At 48.6% G+C, this 25,108-nt stretch carries 19 protein-coding genes, 2 tRNA genes and 3 rRNA genes; 12 read left to right on the top strand and 12 right to left on the bottom strand.

Annotated features, from left to right (window positions below; all coding sequences use genetic code 11):
* The first annotated feature begins 87 nt into the window (after positions 1 to 87).
* The 5 genes from ACDC99_RS12265 (at position 88) to ACDC99_RS12245 (ending at position 3,854) form a co-directional block, all read left to right on the top strand.
* Positions 88 to 777 (top strand): phosphatidylserine decarboxylase family protein, encoded by a 690-nt coding sequence (locus ACDC99_RS12265; RefSeq protein ID WP_287072946.1) that lies wholly within the window; start codon positions 88 to 90, stop codon positions 775 to 777.
* Positions 778 to 1,027: 250 nt separating this feature from the next.
* Positions 1,028 to 1,768, top strand: a complete 741-nt coding sequence (locus ACDC99_RS12260; RefSeq protein WP_042517363.1) for a CDP-alcohol phosphatidyltransferase family protein — start codon at positions 1,028 to 1,030, stop codon at positions 1,766 to 1,768.
* A 140-nt stretch (positions 1,769 to 1,908) separates the two neighbouring features.
* Complete coding sequence (locus ACDC99_RS12255) at positions 1,909 to 2,289, top strand: DUF4834 family protein (protein ID WP_044065247.1); 381 nt, start codon at positions 1,909 to 1,911, stop codon at positions 2,287 to 2,289.
* A 100-nt stretch (positions 2,290 to 2,389) separates the two neighbouring features.
* The gene (locus tag ACDC99_RS13125) at positions 2,390 to 3,442 is read left to right on the top strand and encodes a hypothetical protein (protein ID WP_330070902.1); all 1,053 of its coding nucleotides are present in this window, start codon (positions 2,390 to 2,392) and stop codon (positions 3,440 to 3,442) included.
* 13 nt (positions 3,443 to 3,455) lie between these two features.
* Positions 3,456 to 3,854 carry an FKBP-type peptidyl-prolyl cis-trans isomerase gene (locus ACDC99_RS12245; protein ID WP_022317132.1) on the top strand — a complete coding sequence of 133 codons (399 nt, stop codon included), beginning with the start codon at positions 3,456 to 3,458 and terminating at the stop codon, positions 3,852 to 3,854.
* Between the two features lie 144 nt (positions 3,855 to 3,998).
* On the opposite strand, the gene ACDC99_RS12240 is transcribed toward ACDC99_RS12245, so the two are convergent.
* From ACDC99_RS12240 to ACDC99_RS12185, 12 genes are all read right to left on the bottom strand, one after another.
* The gene (locus ACDC99_RS12240) at positions 3,999 to 5,057 is read right to left on the bottom strand and encodes a glycerate kinase family protein (RefSeq protein WP_370756862.1); all 1,059 of its coding nucleotides are present in this window, start codon (positions 5,055 to 5,057) and stop codon (positions 3,999 to 4,001) included.
* Positions 5,054 to 6,733: a DNA recombination protein RmuC gene (locus tag ACDC99_RS12235; protein WP_370756861.1), complete on the bottom strand. Its 1,680-nt coding sequence runs from the start codon at positions 6,731 to 6,733 to the stop codon at positions 5,054 to 5,056. The genes ACDC99_RS12240 and ACDC99_RS12235 overlap by 4 nt, the downstream gene beginning before the upstream one ends.
* 254 nt (positions 6,734 to 6,987) lie before the next feature.
* Positions 6,988 to 7,698 (bottom strand): UMP kinase, encoded by a 711-nt coding sequence (gene pyrH / locus ACDC99_RS12230; protein ID WP_370756860.1) that lies wholly within the window; start codon positions 7,696 to 7,698, stop codon positions 6,988 to 6,990.
* Between the two features lie 21 nt (positions 7,699 to 7,719).
* Complete coding sequence (locus ACDC99_RS12225) at positions 7,720 to 8,541, bottom strand: biotin--[acetyl-CoA-carboxylase] ligase (protein WP_370756859.1); 822 nt, start codon at positions 8,539 to 8,541, stop codon at positions 7,720 to 7,722.
* A gap of 105 nt (positions 8,542 to 8,646) precedes the next feature.
* Complete coding sequence (locus tag ACDC99_RS12220) at positions 8,647 to 9,021, bottom strand: YraN family protein (protein ID WP_370756858.1); 375 nt, start codon at positions 9,019 to 9,021, stop codon at positions 8,647 to 8,649.
* A 111-nt stretch (positions 9,022 to 9,132) separates the two neighbouring features.
* Positions 9,133 to 9,699, bottom strand: coding sequence for a xanthine phosphoribosyltransferase (gene xpt / locus ACDC99_RS12215; protein ID WP_022317138.1), 567 nt, complete (start codon positions 9,697 to 9,699; stop codon positions 9,133 to 9,135).
* 470 nt (positions 9,700 to 10,169) lie between these two features.
* Positions 10,170 to 10,282: ribosomal RNA gene (gene rrf / locus ACDC99_RS12210) — 5S ribosomal RNA — on the bottom strand.
* Between the two features lie 80 nt (positions 10,283 to 10,362).
* A 23S ribosomal RNA gene (locus ACDC99_RS12205) occupies positions 10,363 to 13,258 on the bottom strand.
* 148 nt (positions 13,259 to 13,406) lie between these two features.
* Positions 13,407 to 13,480: transfer RNA gene (locus ACDC99_RS12200), tRNA-Ala, on the bottom strand.
* A 24-nt stretch (positions 13,481 to 13,504) separates the two neighbouring features.
* Positions 13,505 to 13,578: transfer RNA gene (locus tag ACDC99_RS12195), tRNA-Ile, on the bottom strand.
* Positions 13,579 to 13,752: 174 nt separating this feature from the next.
* Positions 13,753 to 15,284 (bottom strand): 16S ribosomal RNA (locus ACDC99_RS12190).
* The 16S, 23S and 5S rRNA genes sit together here with 2 tRNA genes alongside, the layout of an rRNA operon.
* A 503-nt stretch (positions 15,285 to 15,787) precedes the next feature.
* The gene (locus tag ACDC99_RS12185) at positions 15,788 to 17,206 is read right to left on the bottom strand and encodes an aspartate ammonia-lyase (protein ID WP_022317030.1); all 1,419 of its coding nucleotides are present in this window, start codon (positions 17,204 to 17,206) and stop codon (positions 15,788 to 15,790) included.
* 278 nt (positions 17,207 to 17,484) lie between these two features.
* Between ACDC99_RS12185 and ACDC99_RS12180 the strand changes: the two genes are divergently transcribed.
* The 7 genes from ACDC99_RS12180 to ACDC99_RS12150 all read left to right on the top strand — a co-directional run bounded on the left by ACDC99_RS12180 (position 17,485) and on the right by ACDC99_RS12150 (position 24,979).
* The gene (locus tag ACDC99_RS12180) at positions 17,485 to 18,201 is read left to right on the top strand and encodes a Bax inhibitor-1/YccA family protein (protein WP_022317031.1); all 717 of its coding nucleotides are present in this window, start codon (positions 17,485 to 17,487) and stop codon (positions 18,199 to 18,201) included.
* 758 nt (positions 18,202 to 18,959) lie between these two features.
* The gene (locus tag ACDC99_RS12175) at positions 18,960 to 19,439 is read left to right on the top strand and encodes an arginine repressor (RefSeq protein ID WP_022317032.1); all 480 of its coding nucleotides are present in this window, start codon (positions 18,960 to 18,962) and stop codon (positions 19,437 to 19,439) included.
* A 33-nt stretch (positions 19,440 to 19,472) separates the two neighbouring features.
* Positions 19,473 to 20,255 carry a pyrroline-5-carboxylate reductase family protein gene (locus tag ACDC99_RS12170; protein WP_370756857.1) on the top strand — a complete coding sequence of 261 codons (783 nt, stop codon included), beginning with the start codon at positions 19,473 to 19,475 and terminating at the stop codon, positions 20,253 to 20,255.
* Between the two features lie 34 nt (positions 20,256 to 20,289).
* Positions 20,290 to 20,847 (top strand): peroxiredoxin family protein, encoded by a 558-nt coding sequence (locus ACDC99_RS12165; RefSeq protein WP_370756856.1) that lies wholly within the window; start codon positions 20,290 to 20,292, stop codon positions 20,845 to 20,847.
* 40 nt (positions 20,848 to 20,887) lie between these two features.
* Positions 20,888 to 22,651, top strand: a complete 1,764-nt coding sequence (locus ACDC99_RS12160; protein WP_370756854.1) for a tetratricopeptide repeat protein — start codon at positions 20,888 to 20,890, stop codon at positions 22,649 to 22,651.
* Positions 22,652 to 23,085: 434 nt separating this feature from the next.
* Complete coding sequence (locus tag ACDC99_RS12155; protein ID WP_370756852.1) at positions 23,086 to 23,442, top strand: DUF3244 domain-containing protein; 357 nt, start codon at positions 23,086 to 23,088, stop codon at positions 23,440 to 23,442.
* A 250-nt stretch (positions 23,443 to 23,692) separates the two neighbouring features.
* Positions 23,693 to 24,979 carry an IS1380-like element ISBf11 family transposase gene (locus ACDC99_RS12150; RefSeq protein ID WP_346712761.1) on the top strand — a complete coding sequence of 429 codons (1,287 nt, stop codon included), beginning with the start codon at positions 23,693 to 23,695 and terminating at the stop codon, positions 24,977 to 24,979.
* Positions 24,980 to 25,108 lie beyond the last annotated feature (129 nt).

The raw sequence follows: 25,108 nt of genomic DNA, 5'->3' as shown, positions 1-25,108 counted from the left end.
AATAAGAACAAAATTTGCGAAATACGCAAAAAAGCGGTATCTTTGCAGATGCTTTAAAAACAAGCTTCTATTTTACGACGAAATACTATGGGTAAGAAAATAAAAAAACTGAAGTACGTAAGAATACATAGAGAAGGAACAGACACACTGCTCTACGGGGCGATTTTCGTCGTCGCCGTCGCTGCAATACTCTGGTTCTATGTAGACTGCAAAGCGGCATTCTGGAGCTTTGTCGGCGTCTTCGGAATCGTCTATGCCATAGTGCTGAACTTTTTCCGCTGCCCAAAAAGATATTTCGAGGGCGACACCGACAAGGTGGTAGTAGCACCTGCCGACGGAAAGATTGTGGTTATCGAAGAGGTTGAGGAAAACACTTATTTCCACGACAAGCGACTAATGATAAGCATATTCATGAGCCTTTTCAACGTGCATGCCAACTGGTTTCCCGTTGACGGCAAAGTGAAATTCGTTAACCATCAGAACGGAAACTTCCACAAGGCATGGCTACCGAAAGCAAGCGAGGAGAATGAGCACGCTGACATAATGCTTGAGACCGAAGACGGCACGGAAATCCTGTGCAGACAGATTGCGGGAGCCGTGGCACGAAGAATCGTGACATACGCGAAGCCGGAAGAAGACTGCTACATCGACGAGCATCTTGGATTCATCAAATTCGGTTCAAGAGTGGATGTATATCTGCCACTCGGCACGGAGGTGTGCGTGAAGATGGGACAAAGCACCACCGGAGACAAGACCGTCATCGCAAAGCTCAAATAAGAGCACACACATGATGAGGAAACCATAAAGCCATAGACTCATGACCCTACGCCAAAGGCCGGGCTGCAAGAGTCTATGGTTTGTTTTTATAAAGAATGGCGGACAACAACGCCATATAGAAGGCAACGGCAAATACGCGGAACACGAAAAGAGCAATCACCAAGCCTCATCCGCCAGACCTGCAGACAAGAACCCATCAGAGAGAAAAACAACAAACAAAACAACGAAACAAAAGGAAGGAGAAAAAGAAATGGCAAACTTCATCACCAAAAACATACCAAACACCATAACCTGCTGCAACCTCATATCAGGCTGCATAGCCACATCTTTCGCATTCGTCAACCGCCCTGAACTGGCTCTGTTGTGGATAATCATAGGTGCCGTGTTCGACTTCTTCGACGGCATGAGCGCAAGACTGCTCGGAGTGTCGTCGCCGATAGGAAAAGAACTGGACTCGCTCGCCGACGACATCACGTTCGGAGTAGCACCGGCAACTATGGTGTTCGCCGAACTTGCCGTGATGGACTATCCCGCCACTCTCGAACCGCTGCGGCAATACCTGCCATACTTCGCATACATAATGGCGGCATTCTCAGCGCTCAGACTCGCGAAGTTCAACCTCGACACCCGACAGGCCACATCGTTCATCGGACTGCCGACACCTGCCAATGCCCTGTTCTGGGGATCGCTCATCGTGGGAGCAAGAGACCTGCTGGAGGCTTCGCCATACAACGTGTTCATCGTAATGGCAATGGTACTGCTGACCAGCTACATACTGATTGCCGAAATACCGATGTTCGCATTGAAATTCAAAAACTGGGGATGGAAAGGAAACGAAGTGAAATACATATTCATCATAACCTGCATCCCGCTGATAGCCTTTTTCCAACTCTCGGCATTCGCCATAATAATAGCATGGTATGTCATTCTGTCGGTTTGCGTGAACAAGACAGCAAAGAAAACCGCCCCTGCCAACGACCCGAAGGCATAGGAACACCCTCTGCCGGACAAATGGCATCATATTTGCCGGTCCAAAGACAGAAGCGACTGCTCACCCCTATGCGAATATCGTCATTATTCAAGGTAAGGGAGAGAGCGGCATAACGACAGTACTCACCAAAACATCTCAACATGGAACTGCTATTATACATCATACTCTTCTTCTTAATCTACTGGGGAATAAGGGGTGCAATAAAACTCTTTGTGATATTCAGACAGATACACAAAGTGAAAAAGCAATTCGACGATCTCAACAAACAGTGGAACGGCAACAACCCATTCGGCGACAATGCCCAAGGCGGATTCGGAAACGGCACTTCTCGTAACGGATTCGGGAGCAGCCCTAACACAGGCAACAGCAACAGCCAAACCTCCGGCAATGCCAGTTCCTCACGCCGCTACACCACTACGACTGGCGACGTGATAGAAGACCGCCGCACCGAAGACGAGATAAACCGCCGCATATTCACCCAAGACGAAGGAGAATATGTGGACTTCGAGGAAGTGGAATAAGCAGAATACCTTTTGACGAATTAGGGGCGTTTTTTAAGCAACAGAGACTCATTATTCGGATTTTTTATCTACTTTTGTAAATGAAACAAAACAGAACGTTATGATTATACATGTAGCCAATCCGATTTACGACTCCGTGTTCAAATATCTCATGGAAGACGAGCGCATAGCCAAGACCATACTGTCGGCTTTGCTGAAGAAAGAAGTGATCCACGTGACGGTGCGTCCACATGAATACAGCAACACCACACGCGACACCCTGTCTATGTTCCGCATAGATTTTGCGGCGACAGTGCGTGAGCGCGAAGGCGGTGCGATAAAGGACCGCATTGTTCTGATAGAGCTGCAGAAGACATGGCTCAACACCGAGACCCTGCGTTTCCGCCAATATCTCGGAGCCCAATACAGCAACAAGAACAACATGCGCGAAGCCGACGAGAAAGGCTTTGCCTACCCGATGGTGGCTGTATATCTCCTCGGGCACAAGGTGGGAAACATCAAGGAACCGATAGTATATGTCAATCATGACGTGTTTGACTATAACGGAAACGTCGTGGCCGACGTCAATGAAGAGCCTTTTGTGGAAAGTCTGACCCACAATAGCATTATTGTGCAAATTCCTCTTCTGCATGGCAATGTGAACAACAGACTTGAGAAGGTGCTCAGCGTGTTCGACCAGACCCAAGTTGAGGGCGACACGCAACAGGTACTTAAAATAGACGAAGACAAGTATGCTGATGACAGCGACATGCTGTACGTGCTGCATAAGCTCACAGCTGCTGCCGCAAATTCAGAAATGCGTCAGGACATGAATGTAGAGGATGAATACTACAAAGCCATTGAAGACCGTGATACAGCTATAATGCAGCGCGACAAAATGCTCAAGGAGCAAGAGCAGCAGTTGTCACAGCAAAGCGAACAGTTGTCGCAGCAGAGCGAACAGTTGTCGCAGCAGAGCGAACAGTTGTCACAGCAGAGCGAACAGTTGTCACAGCAGAGCGAGCAGTTGTCGCAGCAGAGCGAACAGTTGACTTTGAAGGATGAACAGCTACGCAATATGGCTAAAGCGTTGTTTGCCAAAGGAATGACAGAGGAGCAGATTTCGACAATGACTGGCATTAGTCTTGAAAACGTAGTGAAACTTCTGAAATAGGAAATAATAAAACATGAAGAAACAGGAATATGCCAAAGTCAACAAAGAATGGCTATTGGAGAAAGCAAAGGAAGAGGGGGTCAGGGAGATTCCCGGAGGCATATATTATAAGGTATTGAAGGAGGGACTCGGCGACGGGCGACACCCGTCGAGGCGCAGCATCGTGACCGCCCACTATACGGGACGCACGATAAACGGCAAGAAATTCGATTCCTCGCTCGGCGGTGCACCGCTCGCCGTGCGCCTCTGCGACCTCATCGATGGATGGATTATCGCCATGCAGCAGATGTGTGTGGGCGACAAATGGGAGGTGTACATACCGGCGGAGAAAGGCTACGGCAAGTTCTCGCAACCGGGAATACCTGGCGGCTCCACGCTCATCTTCGAGATCGAGCTGTTGGGCATTGCCTGACAGGGTATATCCAGAAGATTATCCAGCCTATACTTCACGAGGCAAAAAACATATACTTTTGACTTGTAAAGCATAGGCCTACGCTTCAGATACTATACAGATGAGTTCACACTTGGCGAGAAAGACGGCAACGGAAATTAAGTTTTAAATAAGAGAAGCGGCAAAGCGACGGAGGTTGCTGAATGCCACTTCTTTTTTTATTGCCTCTTCCAACGGCATGCCTTCCGGTGTTATGCTTTCTACAAAGGAGAAACCTGCGGAAAGAAGAACTTCCTTGTCTTCCACCACGCCGGCAACGAGTCCGACGGGTACACCCGACTCTTTTCCACACTTCAGCACCCGCTCAGGCAGCTTGCCCATCAGGGTCTGGCGGTCGGCACTTCCTTCACCTGTTATTATCAAATCAGCATCTTTTATCTTTTCATTGAAGTCCGTGAGGTCCAAGAGCAGGTCGGCACCCGACTTCATCTCTGCTCCGAGATATTGCATGAAGGCATAGCCCAAACCTCCGGCAGCTCCGGCTCCCGGTTCGTTTGACTTGTCGAAACCGAAATGCATGGCAGATTTCTCGGCAAAGAGACGGGCACGGCGGTCGAGCTGTTCCACCATCTCTGGTGTTGCTCCCTTCTGCGGAGCATAAACATAGGCTGCACCGTTCTCACCGCAAAGATGATTGGTTACATCGGAAGCGAGAGTGAACCTGCATTCGCCAAGTTCCGTCTTCATCGCCTCATCGAAATTCTTGCCACGGGCAAAGATATCCACGAGCGCACGAATCATTCCTATTCCTGCATCGCTCGTCCCCGTGCCGCCCAGTCCGATAATGAAATTGCGGCAGCCCCGCTTTATGGCTCTCGACAGCAACTCCCCCACTCCATACGTGGTGGCACGCATCGGATTGCGCTCATCCTCCTTTACGAGATTCAGTCCACATGCCTGTGCCACCTCTATTATCGCCGTGCCGTCTGGCGCAATGCCATATTGGGCATCCACCCGACGCATCATCTGGTCGTGGATATACACCGGCTCCAATGTTCCGCCGAGGGCTGCGGTAAAGGCATGGAGCATCCCGTCGCCTCCGTCTGACATCGGCAGACAGACTGTCTCTATTCCCTCACGACAGAGGGCTTCTGCCAATGCCGTCTCCACTTCGACCGACGACAGGCATCCCTTGAATGAGTCTATGGCAAGAATATATTTCATGAGTCCGCCTCCTCGTTGCCAGTCGGTGTATGTGGGTTATTGTCTGTTTCATTGTCTGCCGCTGCCACATCGGCATCACCAGTCTGATGATGGGCGAGCAATGGAGCGTCGTCAGACTCTATGTATATAGACTCGTCCATTTCGGCGAGTGTCTTCTTGCGCTGGTTTTCCTTAGCTCCTGCCTTGAGCAGCTTCCGCGCTGCCGTTATGATGCTCGGACCGCTGTCGGCGGTGGTGATCTTCAGTTTGGTCATCTTCTTTATAGTGTCGTTCATGCTCGTCTCCACATCCATGAAGCGCACTCCGAAATCCTGCACACGGTCTATCACCTGATTAGCGGCGTCGATCATCACCTGCTGGTTCTTGAGCTGTCTCACCTGTGTCCACATCATCTCCAGCACACGTAGGTTCATATACATGGTCTGCGGACCGAGAATCATCACGCCCTCGTCGTATGCCTCGCGCCATAGGGTGTCATCATTGAGCAGAGCAAGGTTGAGAGCACCTTCTATCGGCACGTACATGATGGCGAAATTGAGCTTGTTGTATCCGTCGGGCAGGAATTTGGTGTATTCCTTACGGGCAAGTCGGCGCACCTGAGCCCTAACACTCGCAATATGTGCCTTGAGATATTCCGACTTTTCCGGTGTGCCGTCGGCGGCATTCATATAGCGCTCGTAGTCGGTGAGCGACATCTTTGAGTCTACCACGACGTGACGGTTGTTTGGGAAATGCAGGATGAAGTCGGGCACCAGTCCCTTTCCGTCGTCGCCTCTGGCTGATCGTCCAGCCTTGTCGCGGAGCGTTTCCTGGGTATCAAACTGCTCGCCTTCCTTGAGTTCCAGGTCTTCGAGAAGCTGCTTGAGTTTCAGCTCGCCGAAATTTCCCTGCACCTTCACCTCACCGGTGAGCGCACGGGTCAGCCTGTCGGCGGTCTCGCCCAGGGCGGCACTCTTCTGCATGTTTATCTTTATCGTTTCGTCAAGACGCGTGAGGGCTTCGTTCTGCTGGAGCTTAGACTTGTTGAAGGCTTCCTGCATGTCTTTCAGACTCTGCTGCAGAGGGTCGATGATTTTCGACACCTGCTCTTTGTTCCTCTCGCCGAGTTCGTCTTGTCTACGCTTCAGCACCTCTTCAGAGGTGGTCTGCATCTGTTCCTTTATCAGCTTCAGCTGACTGTCCACCTGCTCACGGTTCATTGTCTTCAAGGCTTCAATCTGTTTCTCGGCGCTCTCCTTGGTCTGGGCGAGCTGGGTGTTGAAGTTATCCCTAAGCTCGGCAACCTGCCGGTCGTATGAAATTCTCAGTTCTGCAATCTGCTTTTCATACGAAGTCTTATGGTCGGCAAGGAGCACATCATGCTGCTCTTTCTGCCTACGGAGCCGGTTCTCGAAATCTTCTTTCTGTATGGCGATGGTCTGCACGGCGTTGTCGGCCTTGGTTTTTTGCACATCCCTTTGAGAGGTGAGTCCGCGAATCTCATCGGTCATACGGGCTACGGTACTGTCTTTCTCTTTCAGCCTGGCTTCAAGGGATGCAATCTGTTCACGCATATTGTCAAGAAGCTGGGAATTGTCTGGCGAATTGGCGTTCTTGCCTTTACTTCCCAAATAGTAGCCGATGAAAAGCACGGCTACAGACGCCACTATTGCTATTATCAAATATGTCTCCATCATTATTTGTCGTTTACATGAATATGAATCTAATTCGGCTGTCAGATGGGGGATTGCCGTTTATCCCAAATGCCCGTTAGATTGTTTTATACAATATTATATAAGACGGTCGAATGACCGTTTTAGGGATTAAGCCCGATTGACAATTAGAATCTCCGGGATTTCTGACTAAAGCCAAAGCAGCTGTGTCATGCCATCATCATGGACAAATGGCAAGACACAGCTACTATCACAGTTTGATCTTATGACATTCTGTATCAGTTGTGCACGAGTGTACCGATCTGCTCTCCGTCCATCACCTTCTTCAGGTTGCCCACGATGTCCATGTTGAACACATATATCGGCAGGTTGTTCTCCTTGCACATTGTTGTAGCAGTAAGGTCCATGACCTTCAGACCGCGAGTGTAGATCTCGTCGTAGGTAATCTCGCTGAACTTGGTAGCTGTAGGATCTTTCTCCGGATCAGCGGTATAGATACCGTCTACTCTTGTCCCCTTGAGCATCACGTCGGCCTCAATTTCTATTCCACGGAGTGAAGAACCGGTATCGGTGGTGAAATACGGACTTCCCGTTCCTGCTGAGAAAATACATACGTATCCTGCCTCAATTGCCTCGATTGCCTTCCACTTGTTGTAGAACTCGCCGATAGGCTCCATGCGGATAGCTGTGAGCACCTTGGTCTTCACACCTACAGCTCCGAGGGCGGAACTGAGGGCGAGGGAATTGATGACAGTGGCACACATTCCCATCTGGTCGCCTTTCACACGGTCGAAGCCCTTCCCGGCACCGCTGAGTCCACGGAAGATGTTTCCGCCGCCGATGACGATTCCTATCTGCACTCCCATCTCATGCACTTCCTTGATCTGGCGCGCATAGTCGTTGAGACGTTCCACGTCGATACCATAATTCTGCTTGCCCATAAGACTCTCGCCGCTGAGCTTCAAAAGGATTCTATTATACTTTGCCATGTTATGTTTGATTTTTATATTCTATCTTTGTTTCAATTTGAATTTCACTTCCTTGAACTCGTATTCAGAAAGCATCCCGTCATCTCTGCGCAACATGATATGCCCGTTCTGACCAACATCCTCAATACGAGCATAAAACTCGCCGTCGCCATCTATATATCCATAGGAACCGTAACGACGGTAGAGAACACCCATATACTCTTCCTTCAATTTTGCATACTCGCCCGCATTGACAATGGCGAGATAATGCTCAAACTTGGCGAGCACTGCCTCGAAGACTTTCTTCAACGGCACCGTGCGGCGCATTATCTGTGACAGAGAAACGGGATTTGGAGCATTGCTGACGAATTCTCGCTGATTCACATTGATGCCGCTGCCGATGATACAGCTCTTCACTCCACTACTGTTTATCTCACATTCTGAAAGCGTGCCGCTGATCTTAAGATCGTCCCAATATATGTCATTGGGCCATTTGATGGTGAAACCGCGACAGTCAGTTCCGCTTGCCACCGACCTGCCGAACATAAAGTCGTAGTCTTCCAACATCGACCAGCTCCTCACGCTCTTCACTTCCGCATCCAAAGCGGAACGGATGGCGAGAGCCATTGCTTCGAGCATGACATACTGACTGTTGGCTGGCAGATTCTCAGGATGTACCTTCACGCTGAACGTAAGGTTCTTGCCATCCTCGCTCTCCCATTTATTATCACCGTGTCCACGACCGGCTGTCTGGTTCCTGCTAACGACTACTGTCATCAGCTCACCCTCCTCACCGTCATAGTCATGAAGATAACGGTTTGTAGAGTCTACGGAATCAAGTTCTATAACCTTTATTCTTTCCAATATTAATCCTCAAATATTATTAGTTCTATGTTGTTCTTGAAATAGCATTCCACACGCTGTTACAGAATCGTTCAATATAGTTCTTGAAAGAGCTGTAATACCGCATTATCTGAAATAATAAGGCAAGAAAGCACTTTCAATATGATCTATACTGCATTTGCCATCTGTTCCCTTTGCCACAATTGAGATGATATCAAATCTGATCTGCAGGTCAATACCATTCATCTTTACGTAATGATTGGCTGCAAGAGTGATGTTCTTTATCTTCTTCCAGTCAACAGACTTCTCCGGCCGCATGAAGGTGTCGTTTCTCCTTGTCTTCACTTCCACAAATACAAGCGTGTCATCAGAAATTGCAATGATATCAATATCCTTATGCCCATATCTCCAATCTCTCTCCAATATGGCATATCCCTTCTCAGAAAGATAATGTATAGCGAGATCTTCTCCCCATTTACCGAAATCATTATGCTGTGCCATATGCGGATTTTGAAATATTAGAAGTAATAATTGTCAGAATTACCTGTCCAGAGAAATATTGAACTTAGAAGAACATCTTAAACAGTCGCTGAAGACAAGTGCAGAAAAAATTTATTTCAGCAATATCTTACAGTCATCAAGACTCTCCACAGTAGCCAAAGCCTCATATCGGATATTGTGTTCGCGAAGGAAATCTCCGCCATGCTGGAAAGCCTTCTCGATTATGAATCCCATCGCCTCGATTGTTGCTCCTGACATCTTGCATAGGTCTATCACACCATTTGCAGCATTGCCATTGGCAAGGAAGTCGTCGATGAAGAGCACATGGTCATCAGGGGTCAAAAAGGAATTGCTGATGCAGACAGTATAATCTCTATCTTTGGTGAATGAATGGACTACAGTTGAAAGCATATTATCCATAGTCTTAGGCTGTTTCTTTTTGATGAAAACCACAGGCAACTGCTTCAAATATCCGACAAGGATGGCCGGAGCGATACCACTTGCCTCAATGGTAACGATCTTGTTGATATTCAATCCATCAAATAGGCGAACAAACTCCTTAGCCACATCCATCATGAGATTAGGGTCCATCTGATGGTTGATAAAACTGTCAACTTTCAAAATTCCTCCAGGATAGCATTTGCCATCCTGCATAATCCTTTCCTTTAAGATATCCATGTGTTTTTAATATTTTCCACAAAGGTAAATAATTATATGAAAAAAGGAAAATAATGAAGAAAGAAAATAGATTATAGTCTTAGAGATTTATTCATTCTGGATAAATTCTAAAGAAAAGTAGACATACTGAAGTATCAAAAACAATATAATGAGATAAGTATGTGACATGGATGCCAAACCAACAAACAAAATACTCGCCCAAATCAAGAATATGAAAAACTCCTCAACATCCTCTTTTTTTCTAAAAACCGTCAACCATCTGGTCCCATATTCGGAAGTGTCTATAATTCAGTCACTTCCGTCTGTTTCTGCATGCAAAAACCATCTGGTAATTGTCCGGACAATTCAATTATCGCCTGATGAAAACAGACATAAAGCTGCATGAGGACCAAGGAAATCCCCGATGCGTACAGACGCAAAAAAATCCTCCGGAGGATTGCTCTTCCGGAGGATTCAAGTCTTAAAGTGAAAAAAGGCGGTTACCTACTCTCCCACATTGCATTGCAGTACCATCGGCGCAAGCGGGCTTAACTTCTCTGTTCGGAATGGGAAGAGGTGGAACCCCGCCGCTGTCGCCACCTGATATGGGGGACATGCGTAATGTTACAGACATCTTGTCCTGTAGAATTGACAGTTGCAATACAACTGAAAGTGTGTGCCGGAAAGCGAAAGCTCTCGGGCAATTAGTAGCGCTCGGCTTTGACGTCGCCGTCTTTACACCTGCGCCCTATCAACGTCGTCGTCTGCGACGACCCTCAATGGAGTTCTAATCTCGTGGAAAGCTTCGCACTTAGATGCTTTCAGCGCTTATCCGATCCAGACGCGGATACCCGGCGGTGCGCCTGGCGGCACAACCGGTACACCGGAGGTCTGTCCGTCACGGTCCTCTCGTACTAGTGACAGCACCACTCAAAACTCCTGCGCCCACGATAGATAGAGACCGAACTGTCTCACGACGTTCTGAACCCAGCTCGCGTGCCACTTTAATGGGCGAACAGCCCAACCCTTGGGACCTTCTCCAGCCCCAGGATGTGACGAGCCGACATCGAGGTGCCAAACCACCCCGTCGATATGAGCTCTTGGGGGGGATCAGCCTGTTATCCCCGGAGTACCTTTTATCCTTTGAGCGACGGAGTTTCCATACACATCCGCCGGATCACTATGCCCCAGTTTCCTGCCTGCTCGGGATGTCTCCCTCCCAGTCAAGCGCCCTTTTGCCATTGCACTCTTGAAGGCCGCTTACCAAACGGCCCGAGGGCACCTTTGGAAGCCTCCGTTACGCTTTTGGAGGCGACCACCCCAGTCAAACTACCCACCAAGCAGTGTCCGCGACTATCCGCGTTAGACCTCAGACAGCCAAAGGGCCGTATTTCAAGGATGGCTCCACAACGCCTGGCGACGCCGCTTCGAAGCCTCCGGCCTATCCTACACATCGGATGACCAAGGTCAATGCTAAGCTGTAGTAAAGGTTCACGGGGTCTTTTCGTCCCATCGCGGGTAATCGGCATCTTCACCGATACTACAATTTCACTGAGCTCATGGCCGAGACAGCGTCCGGATCATTACACCATTCGTGCAGGTCGGAACTTACCCGACAAGGAATTTCGCTACCTTAGGACCGTTATAGTTACGGCCGCCGTTTACCGGGGCTTCAATTCAATGCTTCCCTTGCGGTGACATCTCCTCTTAACCTTCCGGCACCGGGCAGGTGTCAGGCTGTATACTTCATCTTTCGAGTTCGCACAGCCCTGTGTTTTTGTTAAACAGTTGCCTGGACCTATTCTCTGCGCCTCACCCGGAGGTGAGGACCCCTTATCCCGAAGTTACGGGGTCAGTTTGCCTAGTTCCTTAGCCATGAATCTCTCAACGCCTTAGTATGTTCTACCCAACTACCTGTGTCGGTTTGCGGTACGGGTACCGCCAACATGAGTTTAGCCCATTTTCTCGGGAGTATGATTACCCTCGCTCTCAGGTTCCCCCGAAGGGGACCCCGTACTTTCGGGTTTCAGCTCAAACGCCGGATTTGCCTGGCATTCTCATAGCCTACGCCCTTCAACGCCCTATTCCGTCAGGGCGCGGAGGTGTCACTGCTCCGTCTGGACATCACTGATGGCGGTAGTCACGGAATGTTGACCGTGTCTGCCATCGGCCTCGCCGCTCGGCTTAGCCTTAGGACCCGACTGACCCCAGGATGAATGGCATTGCCTGGGAAACCTTAGTCGTTCGGCGGGAGGGGTTCTCGCCCTCCTAATCGTTACTTATACCTACATTTGCTTTTCCATAGGCTCCAGCAGTAGTCACCTACTGCATTCTACGCCGATGGAATGCTCCCCTACCGATACTTTTATTATTTGCTATCCCGCGCCTTCGGTGCCTGTCTTATACCCGATTATTATCCATGCACGGACCCTCGACCAGTGAGCTGTTACGCACTCTTTGAATGAATGGCTGCTTCCAAGCCAACATCCTGGCTGTCTCAGGGACCACACTTCGTTAGACTAACTCAGACAGAACTTCGGGACCTTAGACGGCGGTCCGGATTCTTCTCCTCTCGGGGACGGACCTTAGCACCCGCCCCCTTACTGCAGGAATACTAAGCGTGAGCATTCGGAGTTCGTCAGGTCTCGATAGGCGGTGAAGCCCTCTTGACCTATCGGTCGCTCTACCTCTCACGCTGACCTTCCCACGCGGCACCTAAATGCCTTTCGGGGAGTACGAGCTATCTCCAAGTTTGATTGGCCTTTCACTCCTACACTCACCTCATCCAGAAGCTTTTCAACGCTTATTGGTGCGGTCCTCCATCCCGTGTTACCGGGACTTCAACCTGGACAAGTGTAGATCACTTGGTTTCGCGTCTGCCTCCGCCAACTTGACGCCCTCTTCAGGCTCGCTTCCACTACGGCTTCGTCCCTCATGGGACTTAACCTCGCTGGCGACGGCAACTCGTAGGTTCATTATGCAAAAGGCACGCCGTCACATCTCATGGATGCTCCGACCGCTTGTAGGCGCATGGTTTCAGGATCTCTTTCACTCTTCTCGTCGAAGTGCTTTTCACCTTTCCCTCACGGTACTGGTCCACTATCGGTCTCACGGGAGTATTTAGCCTTGCCGGATGGTCCCGGCGGATTCGGGCAGGATTCCTCGTGTCCCGCCTTACTCAGGATACCGCTAGGCCTTCGCTCGCTTCACGTACGGGGCTTTCACCCTCTACGGCTGGACTTTCCAGTCCATTCTGTTCACGATAAAAGTACCACAGCGCGGTCCTACAACCCCGGCGTTGCCTTGACAACACCGGTTTGGGCTCTTCCCCGGTCGCTCGCCACTACTGGGGGAATCATTGTTTATTTTCTCTTCCTGGAGGTACTAAGATGTTTCAGTTCCCTCCGTTCGCCTCCGGAAATTCATCCGGATGACAGTCCTTCAGACTGCCGGGTTGTCCCATTCGGAAATCCCTGGATCAACGGTCATTTGCACCTACCCAGGGCTTGTCGCAGCTTATCACGTCCTTCATCGCCTCCGTGAGCCTAGGCATCCGCCATACGCCCTTTCTTACTTTCGCCTATGTCCACATGTGAACCGTAATTCACAAGGGACCTAGCCCATACTTTCAGCTGTATTGAAATTTTCTTTTCTACAGTTTTGTCTGTAACAACATGTCAAAGATCGTCTGTCGATTCATAACCATACGAATACGGTTGTCGACTGCGTGGAGAATAACGGGGTCGAACCGTTGACCTCTTGCATGCCATGCAAGCGCTCTAGCCAACTGAGCTAATCCCCCATGCTTAAGAAATTGTTTTCCTTGTAGTCCCAGGCAGACTTGAACTGCCGACCTCCACATTATCAGTGTGGCGCTCTAACCAACTGAGCTATAGGACTGTGTCGGACGCTACCGTCAAGTCAAACCTGCGGCTCAAACTCTTTCAAGGGTTTTGCCCGGTTTCATTTTTCTCTATTTTAAAAACAGGAGTTCGTGAGTACAAGAAGATTTTTGGAAAGACTTACTTCCGTATCCTCTAATCACAGGTGCACCTTTTCAGAAGGCATCTCCAGAAAGGAGGTGTTCCAGCCGCACCTTCCGGTACGGCTACCTTGTTACGACTTAGCCCCAATCACCGGTTTCGCCCTAGGCCGACCCTTGCGGTCACGGACTTCAGGCGCCCCCGGCTTTCATGGCTTGACGGGCGGTGTGTACAAGGCCCGGGAACGTATTCACCGCGCCATGGCTGATGCGCGATTACTAGCGAATCCAGCTTCGTGGGGTCGGGTTGCAGACCCCAGTCCGAACTGGGGGACACTTTCGCGATTGGACGGACGTTGCCGGCCGCCGGCGCTCTGTATGCCCCATTGTAACACGTGTGTAGCCCCGGACGTAAGGGCCGTGCTGATTTGACGTCATCCCCACCTTCCTCACACCTTACGGTGGCAGTGTCCGCAGAGTGCCCGGCATCACCCGATGGCAACTACGGAGAGGGGTTGCGCTCGTTATGGCACTTAAGCCGACACCTCACGGCACGAGCTGACGACAACCATGCAGCACCTTCACAGAGGCCCCGAAGGGCGTCATTATCTCTAAATCCTTCCTCTGCAATTCAAGCCCGGGTAAGGTTCCTCGCGTATCATCGAATTAAACCACATGTTCCTCCGCTTGTGCGGGCCCCCGTCAATTCCTTTGAGTTTCACCGTTGCCGGCGTACTCCCCAGGTGGGATGCTTAACGCTTTCGCTTGGCCACTCGCCCAGGTGGGCGAATAGCGGGCATCCATCGTTTACCGTGCGGACTACCAGGGTATCTAATCCTGTTCGATACCCGCACTTTCGAGCCTCAGCGTCAGTTGCGCTACCGTCAGCTGCCTTCGCAATCGGAGTTCTTCGTGATATCTAAGCATTTCACCGCTACACCACGAATTCCGCCAACGTCCCGCGTACTCAAGTGGACCAGTTCGCGCCGCACGTCCGCCGTTGAGCGACGGAATTTCACGACACGCTTAACCCACGGCCTGCGCTCCCTTTAAACCCAATAAATCCGGATAACGCCCGGACCTTCCGTATTACCGCGGCTGCTGGCACGGAATTAGCCGGTCCTTATTCAAATGGTACATGCAATGCGGGACGCGTCCCGCACTTTATTCCCAAACAAAAGAGGTTTACAACCCGTAGGGCAGTCTTCCCTCACGCTACTTGGCTGGTTCAGGCTTGCGCCCATTGACCAATATTCCTCACTGCTGCCTCCCGTAGGAGTTTGGACCGTGTCTCAGTTCCAATGTGGGGGACCTTCCTCTCAGAACCCCTACTGATCGTCGCCTTGGTGGGCCGTTACCCCGCCAACAAGCTAATCAGACGCATCCCCATCCCATACCGCCAGTCCTTTCGTCATCAATATATGCATCTTAATGACAGCATACGGTATTAATCCGCCTTTCGACGGGCTATCCCGTGGTATGGGCCAGGTTGGATACGCGTTACTCACCCGTGCGCCGGTCGTCATCCTGGAAGAGCAAGCTCTACCAGATGTTACCCCGCGACTTGCATGTGTTAAGCCTGTAGCTAGCGTTCATCCTGAGCCAGGATCAAACTCTCCATTGTATAATATCTTTTAATGACCTTTCCCGAAGGAAAGTTCGTTTTGTCTCTGTTCAGAATGCCTCCGAAAATCATTCGGTATCACCTTCAGAAATTGATAGGTTTCGTTCTACCCAGAACTCCTTTATCCATAACCCCTATATAATATAAGGTGGAAAAGAAGCCTGCTTCTTGTACTACTACTTCTCTGTTTATTGTAATCTTTTCAAAGAACTCTTTCTTTTGTCGCTCTTTCTCACTTAGTAACTGTTTTGTAACAGCGTTCGTTCTCAAAAGCGGATGCAAAGGTATGGGTTTTTCTCATACCATCCAAATGTTTTCAAAAGAAAATGAGAAAAAAGTGAGGGTTTTCCTTTTATTTGACAGAAATCAAAGAAAAACGTGGTTATTCACCTTATATAATTAATGCGCACGTATGAGGGGCAATTTCAGAAAAACGCCTGACGGCATATTGAAACCGTCAGGCGTTTGTCAATTAGATATTTCCGTATTGATGTTATGGGATATTATTTCAATGTGAAGTTGTGAGACTGGAGCATCTCCTTTGGATCGAGTGCTTTGTCGAGCTCTTCCTTGCTCATGAGTCCCTGCTCGATAACGATGTCGTATACTGAGCGACCTGTCTCGAATGCCTCTTTGGCAACCTTTGAGCTCTTCTTGTAGCCGATGATTGGGTTGAGGGCAGTAACGATACCTATACTGTTCTTCACCATCTCCTGGCAGCGCTCCTTGTTTACTGTGATGCCGAGCACGCACTCCTCTGTGAGAGTCTCGATAACGTTCTTCAACCATGTGAGGCTCTCGAAGAGGCTTTCAGTGATGATTGGCTCCATAACGTTGAGCTCGAGCTGGCCAGCTTCTGCAGCGAAGCATACAGTAGCGTCGTTACCGATAACCTTGAAGCATACCTGGTTTGTCACCTCTGGAATAACAGGGTTCACCTTACCTGGCATGATTGATGATCCAGGAGCCTTAGGAGGCAGGTTGATTTCATTGAGTCCGCAACGAGGACCAGAAGCCATGAGTCTCAGGTCGTTGCATATCTTAGAGAGCTTGACAGCCAGACGCTTCAGAGCTGAAGAGTAGCTTACGTAAGCACCTGTATCTGGTGTAGCCTCAACGAGGTCGGTGGCAGAAACGAAGTTCTCGCCGGTGAGCTTGCTCAGGTTAGCAGCGCAGAGCTTTGCGAATCCCGGAACGGCATTCAAGCCAGTACCGATTGCAGTACCACCCATGTTGATTTCGTGGAGCAACTTCACGTTGCGCTCGAGGTTGAGGATTTCCTCTTCGAGGTTGTTGGCGTATGCCTTGAACTCCTGTCCGATAGTCATAGGCACGGCGTCCTGCAACTGTGTACGTCCCATCTTGATTGCGTCGTTATACTCCTCTCCCTTGTAGCGGAAAGCACTGATAAGACCGGTCAGAGCGCGTACCAGATGGATGTTCATGCGGATGAGCGCCAGGCGGATAGATGTAGGGTAAGCGTCGTTTGTGCTCTGTCCACAGTTCACGTGGTCGTTAGGAGAGCAATACTGGTATTCGCCCTTGTTGTGTCCGAGGATTTCGAGCGCGCGGTTAGCGATCACCTCGTTGGCGTTCATGTTTACAGATGTTCCTGCACCTCCCTGCACCATGTCGATAGGGAAGTTCTCATGCCACTGTCCGTCGATAATCTCGCGGCAAGCCTGTGCCATAGCTCCGGAAATCTCGTCGTTGATAACTCCGAGAGAGTGGTTTGTCTGTGCGGCAGCGAGTTTCACGTATGCTGTAGCGATAATGAAATCAGGATAGTCACGCATTGTCTTGCGTGAGATATGATAGTTGTTGATACCACGCTGTGTCTGTACGCCATAGAGGGCATCAGCTGGAACGTTCAGTTCACCAAGGAGGTCAGACTCTACTCTGAATTTTGTCTTGTCTGTCATAATATTATATCATTAATAGTTTAAATTCGGTTTTTCAAGGTTGGAATATCATTGTGTTTTCATTTCCGCTGCAAAGGTACGTCCTTTTCGGCAGGTTCGATTTATAAAAAACGAACGATAATTTGTAAAATAGCAAACTGGTTGTAAAAAGCGACACCGTTTTCCAAATGTGGAAATAAGGAAAGAGATGTTAATAATCAATGTTTTTTCACCCATTGTTGCCGTATAACGGATAATAATGCGTATGTTTGCACCTCGAATATTTTAAAATAACGATTATGAACGAAGACAAACTTTACAGAATGATAGAGGAGAAGGAAGGCATGGTAGCATTGGCTTTCCCTGCTCTTATGAGAAAAGTGTACGTATGGATGGCTCTTGCCCTCGTGATAACGGGCATCACGGCATTCGGCATCGCCAACAATCCCGGCCTGGCATACACGATAGTGACCAACCGCCTGCTGTTCTGGGGACTCGTCATCGCCGAGTTCGGTCTGGTGGTCGCCATCAGCGGAGCCATAAACCGCCTGTCGATAACCACCGCCACGCTGCTGTTCATCCTGTATTCGGTGATAAACGGCGCCACTCTGTCGGTGATATTCCTGGCATACACGCTGACATCGATAGCCAACGTGTTTTTCATCACCGCCGGCACCTTCGGTGTGATGGCGTTCCTGGGCTACACCACTAAGAAAGACCTGACGTCGCTGGGCAGGATGATGTTCATCGGACTCATCGGCATCATCATCGCCACGATAGTAAACCTGTTCTTGGGCAGTTCGATGCTCAACATGATAGTGAGCTACGTGGGTGTAGTGATATTCGTGGGCCTCACGGCATACGACTCCCAGAAAATCAAACACATGCTCTATGAGGCCGACTCCATGGACGAGGGTGCACAGAAACTGGCATTGCTCGGTTCGCTGACTCTCTATCTCGACTTCATCAACCTCTTCCTCATGTTGCTGAGGATATTCGGAGGAAACAAGGACTAAAGATATAGGGAAGTTCACATTATTATATAGAGAACAACAAACTCGGGAGGTAATGCCAGCACAAGGGTTGGCATTACCTTCTTTATTTCTTGGATATTCATATTCTCCACCCGTTGGCGGAATTAGATTAGTGCACACTTAATCCTAATGTCAGTTTGTATTAAATTGGGCACGATGCTTGCCCAACTGGGGCAACGTGCTTGCCCATCATGGGCACGGTGCTTGCCCCGGATGGGCAGATTTGCTGTCAGACGTCTGCCCAATAAGTTAATGTTGCAACACCCATATTCCTGTTTTCAGGATTCTGCCAACGCATACAATTCCTGTCGTCTGAATTCCTTTCACCTGATAATTCTTTTCATCTGACAATTCTCTTTTCATCAGCAAACCATCCAGACAATTGGCTGACAATTGCCTGACAGCCAACGGTCTGATTGCCAGTATATTACGACAAAAAACCAGACAATCTGACAGTTTTTCAGAAATTCTCGTTTTTGCTAAGAATCAGCGATATGGGCAACTTTCGCACCCCAGACAATGCCCAAAGTTTCCATGAAAGTAAACGTTCGTAAAGGAGATGCAAAAAGCGCCATCAGAAGCAACACGGCTTTTCAGAACAAGTGTCATAATGATATTTATACAAGAAAAACACTCAAATATTTAGACTATATACACAACAATCAATAATTCACGTATAAATACTTGCATTTTTAAGTAAATATACATAAATTTGCAACGTATCACCAAACTATACGATTATGAGAGTAAAGAACAGCAGAATGGAAGTCTTGAAGATGCTAATCTCAAGCAAAGACCTGGGCAGTCAGGAGGAAGTGCTCAAGGCTCTCAAAAGCGAGGGCTACACCATCACGCAGGCCACTCTGAGCCGCGACCTCAAACAGCTGAAGGTGGCAAAGGCAGCAAGCATGAACGGCAAATACGTGTATGTCCTGCCCAACGAAACGATGTATAAGAGAGTGCCAAGCCAGCAGACGGCAAGAGAGATGATGCAGTCGTCGGGATTCAGGTCGATAAACTTCTCGGGCAACATGGCTGTGATAAAGACCCGTCCCGGATATGCGAGCAGCATAGCATACAACATCGACAACAGCAACATACCCCACATCCTGGGCACGATAGCCGGCGACGACACGATATTCATCGTGAAGGGCGTGGGAGTGTCAAACGACGAAGTGATAGAGGGACTGCGCCACGTATTGCCGAATATTGAATATTAGTCACTAAATTAAAATCATACAACAGGAGGAATCATGAAAATATCAATAATAGGAGCAGGAGCGATGGGAGGAGCCATCGCCGAAGGACTGCTCAGATGCGACGACCTGAGAGCCGACGACATCACCGTGTGTGACCACAACCAGTCTGTGATGGACCACTTCGCGCAAAAGGGAACGAGCGTGACATCCGACAACCAGCTGGCGGCAGAAGGCAGCGACATCGTGATGGTGGTGGTGAAGCCATGGTGCGTGGAACAGACACTGAAAGGCATCAAGCCCGTTATCGACTACAAGAGCCAGCTGCTCGTGGTGGTGGCGGCAGGAATACCGTCTGAAAAGATAAACGAATGGATGGAGAAGGACGGGGAGAAACCGTCGCTCTTCCTCGTGATGCCAAACATCGCCATCGCCGAAAAGGCTTCCATGACATACATCTCTGCCTGCGGAGCATCGGCAAAGGAGAAACAGACCGTGACGGAACTCTTCGACAAACTGGGAGAGACGATAGTGCTGGAAGAGAGACTGTTCCCGGCGGCAACGGCAATGTCGTGCTCCATTGGATACGCCATGCGGTATGTTAGGGCTAACGTGGAGGGTGCCGTAGAAATCGGCTTCAAGGCGAAAGACGCACAGAAGATAGTGCTGCAGACGATAAAGGGAGCCGTGGAACTGCTGCAGGCATCCGGAGAACACCCCGAAGCCGCCATCGACAAGGTGACGACTCCCGGCGGACTGACCATCCGCGGACTCAACGAGATGGAGCACGCCGGATTCTCAAGCGCCGTGATAAGAGGACTCAAAGCTGGAAAGATATAACTAAGTCATTAACCCAAATAAAAAAACGGATATTATGAAACTACAACTATCGCTGACCACGGCTCTCATGCTGACTACCGCCGTGGCAATGGCAAACTGCGGAAACCAGAAAGTACAGAACAACCAAGCCGCCACTACCGATGCCATACAGCAGGAGGCGAACGACACACTGGAAGACCAGCCGATGGCTCCCGACTTCGAACTGACCGACATCAACGGCAAACAGTTCCGTCTGTCGAGCCTTAGAGGCAAGATCGTGGTGATCGACTTCTGGGGCAGCTGGTGCGGATGGTGTGTGAAGGGCATGCCGGAGATGAAGAAATACTACGAGAAATACAAGGGCAAGATGGAAATCGTCGGCGTTGACTGCGGCGACACCAAGGAACAGTGGAAAGCCGCCGTCGACAATCTCTCACTGCCCTGGATTCACGTATATAACCCCAAAGGTGCCGGAGACATCACACAGGAATACGGAATACAGGGATTCCCCACGAAATTCATCGTAGGCAAAGACGGAAAACTGATAACATTCGTCATCGGCGAAGACCCAGCCTTCTACACCACGCTCGACGAAGTGATGGAAAAGGAATAGTCCCCTTCCACCTTAATATAAACGCAATAGAAACATCAACATGACCATATCCGAATTTGTAGAGAACAACAGAAACACGCTTCTCACTACTCTATGTGCAGTGATCGTCTTGGCATGTTCTCTCGTCATCTACGAGAATAGCAAGACTCCATCCTACCCCCAAGGTCTGGTGGAAATAGACTCTATATGCAACGACAATCCACTGAAGGCTGAGCAGATGCTTGCCCGATACAAAAAGTTGCATGCCAACATGAACGATGATGCCAGATGGTATTGCCGGTTCCTCGCTCTGAAGGCGGATGTCAAGCAAAACAAGCCGGAGTCTGACGACAAGGAGCCAACGGCGATATTACACCATTTCATGGATACCGGCGACAAGAGGATGATGAAATTCGTATATTATTATGTGGGATGTGCCTACAATCTCGTCGGTCGCGTACAACCTGCCATCAGTTGCTTCCACGACGGACTGGACCTGCTCTCCGGCGATGAAACGGACGACCAGCTCAGAGCCTTGTATTACTATATGCTTGGATTCGTATACACCTACCAGTATCTCGACGACGAGGCTCTCGAAATGAAACTCAAGTCACTGGCAATACACAAGAGGCTCAACAATCCGCAGCGTATGCAGTATGACTATATAGCACTGTCGTGGACATACAAGGCGATGGAGAAATACGACAAAGCACTGGAATGTCTGAAATCGGCAAGAAACCTGACCGGCGACAAAGGGGCAAAGGCGGAGATTGACTCCCAGATAGCTGATGTGTATTTCAATATGGGCAGACTGGCCGAAGCAAAGCTATACATCAACAAAGCACTGGACCACACCGACAATTTCAGCGAGAGCTCTATACACAACATCGCGGCGACGATATACGAAGCCTCCGGCGACCAGGAAAAGGCTCGCCATTACTATTCCCTGAATATCGCCAATGGCACGATATACGGCAGGCAGTGTGCATACAAATTCTTCGCTAAATATTACAAGGGCAAGAACAATATAGAGAAGGCATTCCAATACGGAGTGTTGTATGCAAACGTCACCGACACCATCGTGCAGATCAATGCTTCTGAATATTCAGCAAGGGCGAATGCGGAATTTGACAACAAAGAGGTGGAAGACGAAAACAACAGGCTTCGGGCCAACGAGGGACGCAGGAATATGGTCATCACGCTCTCTGTGCTCGTCATGGTCGTGGTCGTTGGATATTATTTCGTTTTCAGATACAGACTGAAGAGGAAATACAAGAAATTGCAGGCATTGTGTGAGGTGATTCAGAACAGAAGCGACAAAGCGGCAGAGAGGTACAATCGTGAACTTCAGGAGGTGAAAGAGAAACTTAACGGTGCAGACATTGAAAACAGTGACCTGAGGATGCGCTACGAACTGAAGGTGCGACAACTGGAAAGTCTCCTTCAGAAGAACGCCCTGCTCAACAAAATCTCCACCACAAGTGACAGCCTATGGAAGGAAACGGAGATGTATGCTTTCCTGAACAAACTCTACGACAATCGGGAGCCGATCACGCAGGACACAATCAATTGGGAGGAACTGGGAAACCTGCTCTTTGACATATTCCCTACTTTCAGGACAGGATTGATGCAATTCAAGAAAATGAAAGACCAGCCCTATCATGTGTGCCTCTTGATAAAGGCAGGTTGCAGCGTGCAGCAGATAGCCTACCTCACAATCAAATCCGTTGAAGCGATCAACTCTACGAGAAGAAGACTCTATATGACAAATTTCGGATCATCTGGAAAACCGAGCGAATGGGACGAAATCATCAGAGGACTGTAGTTCGTCAATACACGCCATTCTTCTTATCCAAACGTCTTAGCCAGACGATACTCAAAAGCCTCTCTTAGCCTTCCACAAAAGGTGAACTGCATCCCAAAAGTTAGACACAAAACTTTTGGGATGCAGTTCACTTTTAACAAAGATCGGTCATTAGGGCTTGCTTGGATTTTGCTTTTTAGAAGGATTGATTTTGTTTGGCTTTTAATGAGTAATAGCGAGCTATTGCAAATCAAAAACGAGCAAAAGACAGCAAGTAAATCTAAAATTATACATAAAACGACCTAATGACCATTTGAGAAAAAAGCGTTTTTACGAATGTAACCCACTGAATTACAGACATATATAAAATGAACGTTTTTTGAACGTTTTTTTATGCGTGATATAACACAATATGTTCTTACATTTGTGGCATAAACAATTATTAGACATAAATTATGAAAAGAACACAAATTGTTATCTATGCCATATTAATGAGTGTTGGAGTTTTTTCAAAAGATGTTGTAAAACTCACCAACATAGGTTCTGTTGGCAAAGCACATTCTTCTTGCGTACCATATGTTGAATTCGACGAGAACGAAGTGGAAATTAGATGTGACTCCACGATCAATGATGTTGGTGTGGTTATAAAAGATCAGTACGGGAATGTGATGCACCAGTCCACCCAGACGGTCGGTTCGGAAGGTACTGTAATATATGTACCCGATACAGGCGGCGACAGCGAGAAGACAACGATAGACCTTTATTACGACAGAAAACATCTTATCGGATATTTGGTAAGGCGCGTACGTTAATGAAATGTAATTAATATAAAATTAAAGTTTATTTTCTTGGTGGGGGGGGTAAAAAATATAGTATCTTTGTAAAAGGATTATATTTACTCACTTTATATGTAAATTTTAAAAGGACCTTAATTCCGCAACACTTTGATTTAACTTTATTTATAAGTACCTGAGCAACAAAAAGTTGCTCAGGATTTTGCCATGTCAGATTTTTCACCTATCTTAGTGTTGCAAATCAAAATATGTATCAAACCCGACAGACATGGCAAAGGTAGCAATAAAATCTGAGAAACTCTCTCCTTTTGGAGGTATTTTTCCAATAATGGAGCAATTTGATTCCAAGCTCTCATCTGTAATCGACTCAACCCTCGGTATGAGATGCAGGCTGTATGGTTATCAATACAGCGAAATCATCCGTTCGCTTATGAGCGTTTATTTCTGTGGCGGCTCATGCATCGAGGATGTCACCACTCATCTGATGTATCACCTCTCGCTTCATCCGACACTTCGCACATGCAGTGCCGACACGATTCTCAGAGCCATAAAGGAACTGACCCAGGATAACATTTCCTACACATCCGACACTGGCAAGACCTACGACTTCAACACGGCAGACAAGCTGAATACACTGCTCCTCAATTGCCTATTGTCCACAGGGCAGCTGAAAGAGGGCGAGGGGTATGACGTTGACTTCGACCACCAGTTCATAGAGGCTGAGAAGTATGATGCGAAGCCTACATACAAGAAGTTCCTTGGTTATCGCCCTGGCGTGGCAGTTATTGGCGACTTGATTGTCGGCATTGAGAACAGCGACGGCAACACAAATGTCCGTTTCCACCAGAAGGACACGCTGAAGAGGTTCTTTGAAAGGTTTGAACAGAACAAGCTTATTATCAACCGTTTCAGAGCTGATTGCGGCTCGTGTTCTGAAGAGATAGTGGAAGAGATTGCTAAACACTGCAAGACCTTCTATATCCGTGCCAACCGATGCAGTTCGCTCTACAATGACATCTTTGCCCTCAGAGGTTGGAAGAAAGTGAAATTGGGCGGTATTGAGTTTGAGCTGGCCTCCATTCTCATCGAGAAATGGAAAGGGAAGGCATACCGTCTTGTGATTCAAAGACAGAAGCGGATAGACGGCGAACTCGACCTGTGGGAAGGAGAATACACCTACCGCTGCATCCTTACAAATGACTACGAGTCTTCCGAGAAAGAGATTGTCGAATTCTATAACCTCCGTGGAGGGAAGGAACGCATCTTCGATGACATGAATAACGGATTCGGCTGGAACAGGCTTCCAAAATCCTTCATGGGAGAAAACACGGTGTTTCTTCTGCTTACGGCACTCATACGCAACTTCTATAAATTCATCATGGCGAGGCTTGACGTGAAGAGGTTCGGACTCAAAGCAACAAGCCGCATCAAGGCGTTTGTCTTCAAGTTCATCTCTGTGCCAGCAAAATGGGTCAGGACATCAAGGCAGTATGTGCTGAATATCTATTCATGCAACAACGCTTATGCTGATGTGTTCCAGAATGACTTTGGATAACACCGGCAACTTATGGTCGTGATTTTGCGTATTGCCTCAAGTCGTATGGTGGGGTAAGGGGCATTTATATGTCTTTATGGTGACATTCGATGCACTGTGCCCCCTTTTTACTAACGATGCAGATTATTT

The sequence above is a fragment of the Prevotella pectinovora genome (genome assembly GCF_041323955.1).
GTDB lineage: Bacteria > Bacteroidota > Bacteroidia > Bacteroidales > Bacteroidaceae > Prevotella > Prevotella pectinovora.
This window is presented reverse-complemented; position numbering and strand designations above follow the sequence as displayed.